At 72.4% G+C, this 12099-nt stretch carries 8 protein-coding genes; 4 read left to right on the plus strand and 4 right to left on the minus strand.

Going from position 1 to position 12099, the window contains the following annotated elements; all coding sequences use genetic code 11:
- Window positions 1–41: 41 nt before the first annotated feature.
- Both ACZ5DC_RS00650 and ACZ5DC_RS00655 read right to left on the minus strand, forming a co-directional pair.
- A complete protein-coding gene (locus tag ACZ5DC_RS00650; protein WP_014675525.1) occupies window positions 42–710 on the minus strand; it encodes a potassium channel family protein in 669 nt (222 codons plus the stop codon).
- Window positions 710–1381, minus strand: a complete 672-nt coding sequence (locus ACZ5DC_RS00655) for a potassium channel family protein (protein WP_196943819.1) — start codon at window positions 1379–1381, stop codon at window positions 710–712. The genes ACZ5DC_RS00650 and ACZ5DC_RS00655 overlap by 1 nt, the downstream gene beginning before the upstream one ends.
- A 374-nt stretch (window positions 1382–1755) precedes the next feature.
- Between ACZ5DC_RS00655 and ACZ5DC_RS00660 the strand changes: the two genes are divergently transcribed.
- On the plus strand, window positions 1756–3804 hold the full coding sequence (locus ACZ5DC_RS00660; protein WP_468647951.1) for an APC family permease: 2049 nt from the start codon (window positions 1756–1758) through the stop codon (window positions 3802–3804).
- Window positions 3805–4077: 273 nt separating this feature from the next.
- The gene (locus ACZ5DC_RS00665; RefSeq protein ID WP_468647953.1) at window positions 4078–5406 is read left to right on the plus strand and encodes a class I SAM-dependent RNA methyltransferase; all 1329 of its coding nucleotides are present in this window, start codon (window positions 4078–4080) and stop codon (window positions 5404–5406) included.
- A 137-nt stretch (window positions 5407–5543) separates the two neighbouring features.
- On the opposite strand, the gene ACZ5DC_RS00670 is transcribed toward ACZ5DC_RS00665, so the two are convergent.
- Window positions 5544–6494, minus strand: coding sequence for a hypothetical protein (locus ACZ5DC_RS00670; protein ID WP_468647955.1), 951 nt, complete (start codon window positions 6492–6494; stop codon window positions 5544–5546).
- A gap of 102 nt (window positions 6495–6596) precedes the next feature.
- The gene (locus tag ACZ5DC_RS00675; protein ID WP_468647957.1) at window positions 6597–6983 is read right to left on the minus strand and encodes a hypothetical protein; all 387 of its coding nucleotides are present in this window, start codon (window positions 6981–6983) and stop codon (window positions 6597–6599) included.
- Window positions 6984–7306: 323 nt separating this feature from the next.
- Between ACZ5DC_RS00675 and ACZ5DC_RS00680 the strand changes: the two genes are divergently transcribed.
- On the plus strand, window positions 7307–11542 hold the full coding sequence (locus tag ACZ5DC_RS00680; protein ID WP_468647959.1) for an FtsK/SpoIIIE domain-containing protein: 4236 nt from the start codon (window positions 7307–7309) through the stop codon (window positions 11540–11542).
- A 279-nt stretch (window positions 11543–11821) separates the two neighbouring features.
- Window positions 11822–12097, plus strand: coding sequence for a hypothetical protein (locus ACZ5DC_RS00685; protein ID WP_468647960.1), 276 nt, complete (start codon window positions 11822–11824; stop codon window positions 12095–12097).
- Window positions 12098–12099: the final 2 nt, after the last annotated feature.

The raw sequence follows: 12099 nt of genomic DNA on the forward strand, positions 1-12099 counted from the left end.
GGGCGCCCCTGGCAACAGGGGCGCCCCTCGTCGTCGTGCGGTCAGTCCTCGCGCCGCACCGACAGCAGGTCCTCCAACTGCTCCTCCCGGGCCTGCGCGGCCACGAAGAGGAGTTCGTCGCCCGGCTCCAGGGAGTCCTCCTTGGAGGGCGTCAGCACGCGGGTGCCGCGGATGATCGTGACCAGGGAGGTGTCCTCCGGCCACTGCACGTCCCCGACCTGGGTGCCGGCCAGCGCCGACTCCTCCGGCAGGGTCAGCTCGACCAGGTTGGCGTCACCGTGGCTGAAGCGGAGCAGCCGGACCAGGTCGCCGACGCTCACGGCCTCCTCGACCAGGGCGGACATCAGGCGCGGGGTGGACACGGCGACGTCGACGCCCCAGGCCTCGTTGAACAGCCACTCGTTCTTCGGGTTGTTCACGCGGGCCACGACGCGCGGAACGCCGTACTCCGTCTTGGCGAGCAGCGAGACGACCAGGTTCACCTTGTCGTCGCCGGTCGCGGCGATCACGACGTTGCAGCGCTGCAGCGCCGCCTCGTCCAGGGAGGTGATCTCGCAGGCGTCGGCGAGCAGCCACTCCGCCTGCGGGACGCGCTCGACCGAGATGGCGGTCGGCGCCTTGTCGATCAGCAGGACCTCGTGGCCGTTCTCCAGCAGCTCGCCCGCGATCGAGCGGCCGACGGCGCCGGCCCCGGCAATGGCGACCCTCATCAGTGACCGCCCTCCTCTTCCGGGCCACCGGCGAACGCCGCCTCGACCTTGTCCACGTCGTCCGTCCGCATCATCACGTGCACGAGGTCGCCCTCCTGCAGCACCGTCTGCGAGGTGGGCAGGATCGCCTCGCCCAGGCGGGTCAGGAACGCCACCCGGACGCCCGTCTCCTCCTGCAGCCTGCTGATCTTGTGACCGACCCACTTCGGGGAGGCGTGCACCTCGGCCAGCTGCACCCCGCCGGTGGGATCGCGCCACAGCGGCTCGGCCCCGGAAGGCAGCAGCCGGCGCAGCATCTGGTCGGCGGTCCAGCGGACCGTGGCCACGGTGGGGATGCCCAGACGCTGGTAGACCTCGGCACGGCGGGGGTCGTAGATCCGGGCGGCCACGTTCTCCACGCCGAACATCTCGCGTGCCACGCGCGCGGAGATGATGTTGGAGTTGTCGCCGCTGGAGACGGCGGCGAAGGCGCCGGCCTCCTCGATGCCCGCCTCGCGCAGGGTGTCCTGGTCGAAGCCGACCCCGGTGACCCGGCGGCCCCCGAACCCCGGGCCCAGCCGACGGAAGGCGGTGGGGTCCTGGTCGATCACGGCGACCGTGTGTCCCTGTTGCTCCAGGGTCTGGGCAAGAGCGGAACCCACTCTTCCACAGCCCATGATGACGATGTGCACGACCGTCCTTCCGGTGTCCAAAAGCTACTGCTCAGCATCAGGGTCTCAGACCGACGCCCAAAGCTACACACGGGCGCCACGCGGCGGGCACCCCTGTGCCGCGGGCGGTGGCGGGAGCCGTCGGCGAGTGATGCTGCGCACGCTGCACAAGGTCAGGATTCCGAGGCCGCCGAGGGCGAGCAGCGCCCCGATCAGCTCCGCGGTCGCGGGCATGGAACCTCCGAAGTGCGATGACAGGCGGGGTTTGCCATCTAGGCACGGCGGGCACACGAAGCACGGATTCCGTAGTTCCGTTCGCCCCCGATTTCACTCGTGAGGCAGATCCAGCACGCCGGGTGGGCGGGTGCCAGTTCGAAGGCTTACGATCCTCTCTCGTGTCCAAACTGACCGACGTGCCCAAACGGATCCTGATCGGGCGCGCATTGCGCAGTGACCGGCTGGGCGAAACGCTCCTGCCGAAGCGCATCGCACTCCCCGTCTTCGCTTCCGACCCGCTGTCCTCCGTCGCCTACGCGCCGGGGGAGGTCCTGCTGGTCCTGTCCATCGCGGGCGTGTCGGCGTACCACTTCAGCCCCTGGATCGCCGTCGCGGTCGTGGTGCTGATGTTCACCGTGGTCGCCTCCTACCGGCAGAACGTGCACGCCTATCCGAGCGGCGGCGGCGACTACGAGGTCGCGACCACGAACCTGGGCCCCAAGGCCGGCCTCACCGTGGCCAGCGCCCTGCTCGTGGACTACGTTCTGACCGTCGCCGTCTCCATCTCCTCCGGCATCGAGAACCTCGGCTCCGCGATCCCCTTCGTGGTCGAGCACAAGGTCTTCTGCGCGGCCGCCGTGATCGTGCTGCTGACGCTCATGAACCTGCGGGGCGTGAAGGAGTCGGGCAAGCTCTTCGCGATCCCGACCTACGTGTTCGTCGGCGGTGTCTTCATCATGATCGCGTGGGGCGCCTTCCGCGGTCTGATCCTCGGGGACACCATGCGGGCGCCGACCGCCGCCTACCACATCAAGGCCGAGCACCAGGGCCTCGCGGGCTTCGCGCTCGTCTTCCTGCTGCTGCGCGCCTTCTCCTCCGGCTGTGCCGCCCTCACCGGCGTCGAGGCCATCTCCAACGGCGTCCCGGCCTTCCGCAAGCCCAAGTCCAAGAACGCGGCCAACACGCTCGCCCTGATGGGTCTGCTGGCCGTCACCATGTTCTGCGGCATCATCGCGCTCGCCATGACCACCAAGGTCCGCATGGCCGAACGGCCGGCCACCGACCTGCTGCACAACGGCGTCCCGCTCGGCCCCGGCTACGTCCAGAACCCGGTGATCTCCCAGGTCGCCGAGGCGGTCTTCGGCAAGGGCAGCTTCCTGTTCGTCCTCCTCGCCGCCGCCACCGCGCTCGTGCTGTTCCTGGCCGCCAACACGGCGTACAACGGCTTCCCGCTGCTCGGCTCGATCCTCGCCCAGGACCGCTACCTGCCGCGCCAGCTCCACACCCGCGGCGACCGGCTCGCCTTCTCCAACGGCATCGTGCTGCTCGCGGGCACGGCGATGCTGCTCGTCTTCATCTACGGCGCCGACTCCACCCGCCTGATCCAGCTCTACATCGTCGGCGTGTTCGTCTCCTTCACGCTCAGCCAGACCGGCATGGTCCGGCACTGGAACCGCCACCTCCGGGTCGAGAAGGACCCGGCCAAGCGCAGCCACATGGTCCGCTCCCGGGCGATCAACGCGTTCGGCGCCTTCTTCACCGGCCTGGTGCTCGTCGTCGTGCTGGTCACCAAGTTCACGCACGGCGCCTGGGTGGCCCTGCTCGGCATGTGCATCTTCTACGCGACGATGACCGCGATCCGGAAGCACTACGACCGGGTCGCCGAGGAGATCGCCGCGCCCGAGGGCCCGGCCGACGACATGGTCCGCCCGTCGCGCGTGCACTCGGTGGTGCTGATCTCGAAGATCCACCGTCCGACGCTGCGCGCCCTGGCCTACGCCAAGCTGATGCGCTCGGACACCCTGGAGGCGCTGACCGTCAACGTCGACCCGGCCGAGACCAAGGCGCTGCGCGAGGAGTGGGAGCGGCGCGGGATCGACGTACCGCTCAAGGTCCTGGACTCGCCGTACCGCGAGATCACGCGGCCGATCATCGAGTACGTCAAGGGCCTGCGCAAGGAGTCCCCGCGCGACGCGGTCTCCGTGATCATCCCCGAGTACGTGGTCGGCCACTGGTACGAGCACCTGCTGCACAACCAGAGCGCGCTGCGGCTCAAGGGCCGTCTGCTGTTCACGCCGGGCGTCATGGTGACCTCGGTGCCGTACCAGCTGCAGTCCTCGGAGGCGGCCAAGCTGCGGGCCCGCAGGCGCCAGGAGTGGAACGCACCGGGCGCGGTCCGGCGTGGCCCGGCGGTGGAGCGGCCGAAGGAGCCGTCGGCCAGGGACTGAGCCACCCCGGGAACCGGGACAGGGCTCGGCGCGGGTCTGGCCGGCGTCGGGGGTGCCTTCGGTGCGGTCCGGGGTGGCGTCGGCGGAGCCCTCGGGTGCGGTCCGGGGCGGCGTCGACGGAAGCCCTCGGATCCGGTCCGGGGTGGCGTCGGCGGAGCCCTTCGGGTGCGGTCCGGGGTGGGGCGGGGAGGCCGTAGACTGGTGGGCTGTTGTCGGGCCCGCCGGTGCGGGCCGCCCCCCATCCCCGATTTCCCGGTCTGGAGTCACCCCACCATGCAGGCAGAACCGACCAAGTCTCTGGTGGGCGAGGAGTACGAGGTCGAGATCGGCCCCGTCGCCCACGGCGGCCACTGCGTCGCCCGCACCTCCGAGGGACAGGTGCTGTTCGTCCGGCACGCGCTGCCCGGGGAGCGGGTGGTGGCGAGGGTGACCGAGGGGGAGGAAGGCGCCCGCTTCCTGCGCGCGGACGCGGTACGGGTCCTGGAGGCGTCCAAGGACCGCATCGAGGCCCCCTGCCCCTTCGCCGGCCCCGGCCGCTGCGGCGGCTGCGACTGGCAGCACGCCAAGCCGGGCGCCCAGCGCCGGCTGAAGGCCGACGTCATCGCCGAGCAGCTCCAGCGGCTCGCCGGCCTCACCCCCGAGGAGGCGGGCTGGGACGGCACCGTGGTCCCGGCCGAGGGCGACAAGCTGCCCGCCGGCCAGGTCCCGCAGTGGCGCACCCGCGTCCAGTACGCCGTCGACGCCGAGGGCCACGCCGGTCTGCGCCGGCACCGCTCGCACGAGGTCGAGCGCATCGACCACTGCATGATCGCGGCGGCGGGCGTGAGCGAGCTGGGCATCGAGAAGCGGGACTGGACCGGCATGGACACGGTCGAGGCCGTCGCGGCCACCGGCTCCCAAGACCGCCAGGTGATCCTCACCCCGCGCCCGGGCGCGCGCCTGCCGCTGGTCGAACTGGACCGGCCGGTGTCCGTCCTGCGGGTCGACGAGAAGTCCGGCGGAGTGCACCGCGTCCACGGCCGCCCCTTCGTCCGCGAACGCGCGGACGGCCGTACGCACCGGGTGGGCAACGGCGGCTTCTGGCAGGTCCACCCGAAGGCGGCGGACACGCTCGTCACCGCCGTCATGCAGGGCCTGCTGCCCCGCAAGGGCGAGACGGCCCTGGACCTGTACTGCGGCGTCGGCCTCTTCGCCGGCGCGCTCGCCGACCGTCTCGGCGAGCAGGGCGCGGTCCTCGGCATCGAGTCCGGCAAGCGGGCGGTCGAGGACGCGCGGCACAACCTGGCCGACTTCCCGCGGGTCCGCGTCGAGCAGGGCAAGGTCGAGTCGGTCCTGCCGCGCACCGGCATCACCGAGGTCGACCTGATCGTCCTCGACCCGCCCCGCGCCGGCGCCGGCCGCGACACGGTCGCCCACCTGTCGTCCCTCGGCGCCCGCCGCATCGCCTACGTCGCCTGCGATCCCGCTGCGCTGGCCCGGGACCTGGGGTACTTCCGGGAGGGCGGTTACCGGGTGCGGACGCTGCGGGCGTTCGATCTGTTTCCTATGACGCACCACGTGGAGTGCGTGGCGATCCTGGAGCCGGCCGCCAAGGCGGTCTGACCCGCGGTTGCCGGCGGGAGGCCCCGACCTGGTGCTTTCCGCCGGTGACGCGACGAAGGGGAGGGAGTGCGGTGCCCGACCCCCGCGAACGGTGCAAGGAACCGCTGACGGCCTGATCCCGCCGCTTCGACGGGTGCCTAGGGCTCGGCCGTCAAGGAGGAGGCGTTCCGCAGTCTTGCCCTGAGCAGTCCGTTGATCTCTTGCAGTACGCGACGCTGAGCCCTGATCACGGGCTGTTCGTAGACCGACATCAGGCTGTAGAGCGTTCCCGTGTAGTTCACCGCCCGCCGGCAGCGGTCGTCTGCCACGGCCGTGCGGATCTGCACGGCACTCGGGCGAGCGTCCGTGCCGGCGGTGCTCCACCGCGGGTCCCCCTGGGCCTGCTGGGGACTGTCGTAACGGAACCCCTTCTGCCCCATGCACCGGCTCCATTCGGCAACGGTCCGGCGGAACCGGGCGTCATGGGTGGCCTGGTCGTAGACCTGGGACTTGAAGAACCTGATGCCACGCTCGGGAACGATCGGGGGTGTGGCGGAGTCGAAACGGACGTGTGGTGCGCCCGCGTCGAGTCGCCGTTGCACAGCGCCGAAGCATCCGCCGGCGGGCACCGGCTTGCCGTGGAAGCCGGCGATCCGTCCCTCGAACACCGGGAGCAGGGCGGGCTGCACGATCAGGTCCCAGGAACCGTTCTTGGACACCGCGATCAGGTCGGCGGCCACCCCTGGGGGCCCCTGGTACCCGTACCGCGACACCTGCAGTGCGTCGAGCTGCCCCAGAAGAGGCATGTTCCGGGGGTAGGCCAGGGCGTGGGTGGCCGGCGTCCGCAGGGTGAGTCCGTAGTTCCTCATGCACTGCCTGAGGAAGCGGTTCTCGGCGTTCTGGATCTGCACATGCTGCTGGACGGACAGGTCGTAGGAGTCCAGGCGCAACCGCAGATCAGCGCCCGGAGCGGGGTGGGACACCGTGCGGAGCGGGGGTGTTCCCGCTGCGGCGCCGTCGGATGCCCGGGACGTGCCGGTGGTGCAACCGGTGGCCGTCGCCGCGGTGACGGCCGCCGTGATCAGCAGCGCCGCCAGAGCGCGCCTCATGAACGTCCCCTCCGGTTCCCCGTCGCGTCGCGGATCGCCCCAGGATGCCGATCCCGCCGTGAACCCCGCGGCACCAGTGGCCCGGCGCCACGGGAGCGCCGGTCATCCTCCCCAGTAGACGGCTGGTCCGTAGACATTGGGGTGTCCTTCGAGCTCCGCCTGGACCTTGTACGCCTGATAGTCGGGAACGCCCGGGGTGTAGGTTCCGCCCTCGGTCCGGGGATAGCAGGTGTACAGGGCCTTGTTCTTCCTGTAGCGCCAGTTCAGCGCGGGACCGAGTCCGGCGTTCCTCTCGTATGCCCATGCGTACCAATGAGGGCCGTAGTACCCCTGGTTCACCTGGAAGTGGCCGGCCCCGTGGTAAGCCCGGGTGCCCGGCACCATCTTGACGCCGTAGGCGACCGATGGGTCCTTGAGCCAGCTGCCGCACCAGTTGCCGCCGGCCGACGACGCGGTCGTGGGCGTGAGCCCCGCGACCACTGCGCCCAAGACCACGACCCCCGCCAGCCGAATCGCCGGCCGACCGGTCCTGATTCCACGTGACATGATCCGTTCCCCCTGTCCTTCCTGGCCTGCCCGACATCGTCCCGTCCGGCGGCGGGAGTGTCATTGACGCACAACGCACAGCGTTCCTGTCGTGAGGGCGGTCGGGGGACGACCGGCCGCCGGCTCGGGGCCACGCTGGTCCTGCCGGGGCACGGCGGTGCTGTTGCGTGCTCGGTCAACCGGTGTGCACGCGGTGCCGATGCCTTCCCCGGCGAGCCGAGGAAGGCTGGACGCCCGTCATCTGGACCGATGAGGAGAAGGGCGCGGTGCGGATCGTCTGTGTCGACGGTGGACGCGAGTGGGACGTGGAGGTGCGCTTCGGACGCCCGGACGCCACCCTCGTCGATCTGGCCGCGGCCGTGGGAATGCCGGGCCGTGTGCTCGCCGTGGACGGCCGGGTGATGCCGCCCGAGACGATGGTGAACGAGTCCGGTCTCGTGCACGGGTCGCGGGTTGCCGGCGGCCGTGGCCCTGTGGCCGGCGGACTGCGGAAGCCGGCGGTCGTCCTGCGGCTGGTGGGCGGTCTGGAGGCGGGCCGCAGCGTCCCGCTGGCGGTGGGCCGCACGGTCGTCGGGCGCGGAGCGGAAGCGGACGTCCGCGTGGTGGCCACGGGGGTTTCGCGGCTCCACGCCGCAGTCGACGTCCTGCCCGACGGCCGGGTCACCGTCACCGATCTCGGCTCGGCGAACGGCACGGACGTCGACGGCGCGCGAATCCGCGAGACGGTCCGCGTCCATGCCGACGACCTGGTGTCGCTCGGCGGCGAAGTGCTCCTCCGCGTCCTGCCCGCGGACCGGCTCGGCCCGGTGCAGCGGATCAACGCCGTCCGCGAGGCCGGGCCCGGTGGGACGCTGCCGTTCAACCGCCCGCCGCGGGGCGGGCGCCCGGGCGGCGCGGCGCCGATCGTGGTCCCCGCGCCGCCGGCTCGTACGCACAAGGCTCCCTTCAGCGTCGCGGCCTTGCTCGGCCCGCTGGCCATGGCCGCCGCGACCGTCGTGCTGACCGGTGACCCGCGCTACGCGGCCATCGCGGCGCTCACCCCGCTGATGTTCCTGGCCAACTTCGCCGAGGAACGTCTGCGCGGCAGGTCCGCGCTGCGCCGGGGCAGCCGTGAATACGCCGCCCGGCTGGCGGAGTTCGAGACGGCGGTGAGGCGCGCGCACACCGAAGAGGTACGGTCCCGCCGCGCGGCCCACCCCGACCCGGCCGAGGTGCTCCACCGGGCCACCGCCCCCGGGGCCACGCTGTGGGAACGGCGTCCGGCCGCGGACGACTTCCTCCACCTCGTGGCCGGGACGGCTGACCTGCCCTGGGAACCGCCGTTGGACCGGGGCTCCACCGAGCCGGCCCCGGAAGCCGCGGCCGTACTCGCGCGGCACCCCGTACTGCCGCAGGTGCCCGTGGTGGTGGGAGTCTCGGCGGGCGAGGCCGTGGGCCTGGAGGGCAACCGGAAGGCGTGCCTCGCCGTCGCCCGGTCCCTGCTGTGCCAGGCCGTGGTGGGCAGCGGGCCCGCGGACGTCACGGTCGCGCTCTTCACCGACGCCGACCGGCTCGCCGACTGGGACTGGACCAAGTGGCTGCCGCACGGAGCCGACGTACGGTCCGGGACGGCACGGCTGGTGGCGGTCGGTCCGGAGCAGGCCGACACGCTGGCCCAGCACCTGCTCGCCGCCGGGCCGCCCGCGCAGGCCGCGGCCGGCCGGCCGGCCGCAGGTCCGGTGCTGCTCGTGGTCGTGGACGGCGTCACCCTGCTGGAGGGCCGCCCCAACCGGCTCCGGGACCTGATCGCGGGCACCTCGGTGCGCTGCGGGGCGCTGGTGCTGACCACCCGTCTGCCCGCGCTGTGCACCCGCGTGGTCACCGTCTCGCCCGAGGGCATCGGGCAGGTCCATGACGTGGCCCTGGGCGCCACCGTGGAGCGGGTGCTGCTGGACGGCATGCCGCCGGCCGAAGCGCGGGACACCGCACGGGCGCTGGCCCGCTTCGAGGACCCGGAACTGCGGATCGACGGCGCCGGACTACCCGACCGGATCTCTCTGCTCCCCCTGCTGGACCTGGAGAGCGTGGACGGCGTCGCGGTGGCCGGCCACTGGAAGAAACGGGTGTCCGAGCTACGGGTCCGGGCGGTGCTGGGCGTCACCGAACGCGACCTGTTCACCATCGACCTCGACGACGACGGACCGCACGCGCTCATCGCCGGGACGACCGGTTCCGGCAAGAGCGAGCTGCTGCGCACGCTCATCGCGAGCATGGCGGTCGACGCCGACCCGGAGCACCTCACCTTCGCGCTGATCGACTACAAGGGCGGCGGCGCGCTGGACGAATGCGCCGCCCTGCCGCACACCGTCGGGCTGGTCACCGACCTCGACGAGCAGCTCAGCGAACGTGCCCTGCGCTGCCTGGAGGCCGAACTGCACCACCGCGAACGGCTGTTGCGCGAGACAGGCCTGAGCCACGTGCGCGACTACCAGCGGCTGCGGGACACCGGGCGGACCGGACTCGAGCCGATGCCGCGGCTGGCCGTGGTCATCGACGAGTTCGCCACGCTGGTCAAGGCGCTCCCGGACTTCGTGGACGCCCTCGTCGGCATCGCGCAGCGCGGCCGCAGCCTCGGCGTGCATCTGATCATGGCGACCCAGCGGCCCGCCGGCTCCGTCAGCGACGCGATCAAGAACAATGTCAAGCTCCGCATCGCGCTCCGCCTGGAGTCCACCGGCGACTCGCAGGACGTCGTCGACAATCCGGCCGCCGCGGCGATCGGCAGCCGGCAGTGGGGCCGCGCCTTCTACCGGCTCAGCGCCCGTGAAGTCGTACCGGTGCAGACCGCGCTGTCCACCGGTGTGACCCCCGCGACAGCCGTCACGGCCCCGGCGACCGCGGCACCCTTCCTGCTGGCCCTGCCAGCCGCCGAGCCGAGTGCGCCGGAAACCGGCGCGGCGACCGACCTGCAGCGCCTGGTCGCGGCCGCCGGGGAGGCGGCAGGGCTGGCCGGTTTCGCCGCGCCGCGCCGCCCCTGGCCCGACCCGCTGCCCGCCGTCGTACGCACCGCCGATCTGCCGCCCGTCGCGGAACGCGGTCTGCAGACAGAGGCCGCCGGCCTCCCCGCGTACGCCCTCGCCGATGACCCCGAGCGGCAGCGGCAGTACCCGGTCGGCTGGGACCCCGCGGCGGGGAACGTCCTGATCTACGGCAGCGGCGGCTCGGGGACGTCCACCGCCCTGGCTGCCCTCGCCCTGGCCGTCGCCGGCGCCCAGCCGCCCGAGCGGTGCCACGTCTTCGCCCTCGACATGGGCGCGGGCGACCTGGCGCCGCTGGCCGGCCTGCCGCACACCGGGGCCCACATCGGACCGGCCGAACGCGAGCGGCAGGTCCGCCTCATCCGGTTGCTGCGCCGGGAACTCGACGAACGCAAGACCCGCGGCGGCGCGGCGTCCGGCCACGGCGAGCCCGCCCCGGACTGGCTGGTGCTCCTGGACAACCTCGGGGCGTTGCTGTCGGACTTCGACAAGGACATCGCCGGGATGAACCTCATCGACGAACTGGCCCGGGTCTACGCGGACGGGCCGGCCGTCGGCATCCGCTTCGCCGTCACCGCCGACCGGTCCGGCGCGGTGCCGTCCCCGTGGGCGGCGCTGACCCAGCAGAAGCTGCTGATGCGCATGGCCGACCCCGGCGAGTACGGCTACTTCGACGTGCCGCGCGGCGCCGTCCCCGCCTACGTCCCCGGGCGCGCGCTGGTGGCCGCGACGCGCCAGGTGATCCAGATCGGCCTGCCCGCCGAGGACCTCGGCACCGCGGTGGCCGCCCGCGCCGCCCGGTGGCCCGGCGCCGTCACCACCGCGCCACGCGTCGGCCTGCTGCCCGCGGAGATCACCATCGAGGCCCTCGCGGCAGCGGCCTCGGTGGCCGCCGAGCCCTGGCACGTCCCGGTCGGAGTGGACGCGGACACCCTCGCAGGTGCGGCCCTGCGGCTGTACGAACAGGAGCACGCGCTGATCGCGGGGCCACAGCGGTCCGGCCGCTCCACCGCCCTGTGCACGATCGCACGCCAGGTGGCCGGCGCGGCGGACCCGCCGGCTGTGGTCGCGTTCGCCCCCCGCCGCTCGCCCTTGCGTGACCTGCCCTGCCTGACCACTCTCGTCACCGACTACAGCGGCCTCGAAGCGGCCCTGGTCCCGCACCCCGGCCCGGCCCTCCTCCTCGTCGACGACGCCGACACGGTCGAGGACGACCTCGGGGTCCTGGAGCGCTGGCTGTCCGCGGCCGGGCCCGGACACCACCTCGTCGCCGCCGGCCGTGCCGACGCGCTGCGCCGCACCTACGGCCACTGGACCCAGCACGCCCGCGACAGCCGCTGCGGCATCCTGCTCGCCCCGGACCACGACCTGGACGGCGACCTCCTCGGCGCCGCCCTGCCCCGGCACGACCGCCTGGCGGCCCTTCCGGGGCGGGGGTATCTGGTCACGGACGGGGTGGCGGGCGGGGTGCAGGTGGCGCGGTGACGATTGCGTGCGGGGCGTACGGGTGTGCGTGCGAGGTCAATGACGGCCGGGCCTGGCACCTGGAAGATGCTGCGATCAATGCACGGTCACCGACCTGCGCAGCAAGTCGGGTGGTCCAGCTGCACTGCGAGGTAGGAGGCCAGGCCGCCGCGGCACCATCGCCCGGCACAGCACCGTCGGTCCCACCGCGGCTGATCACACGCTCAGCGGGCGTGGACTCGTCCTCGGGCCGACATCACGAAAAACGTCACGACCGAATCGACCAAGGGGGGCGAACAGATGGCATCCGTTGAGGCCGAAGCGGCGGACTGGCTCGAACGTCAGCTGACCCAGCTGGTGGACAAGCTGGAGAAGCTGATCCACCTGCGCACGAAAAAGCGCCGTGTGCTGCTTGGCGACAAGCGCAGCGACAACTGGTCGGGCAGCAAAAGGAACGCTTTCGAGGCCGAGTTCCGCGGGCAGCAGAACGCACTCAGTGAGCTTAGGCTGGCGGCCATGTCCTTACGAGGCGCCGTTTACGACGCCCGGGAAAAGGCACTGAAGGACAACAACTAGCG

It is taken from the genome of Streptomyces sp. NPDC031445 (assembly GCF_055581365.1).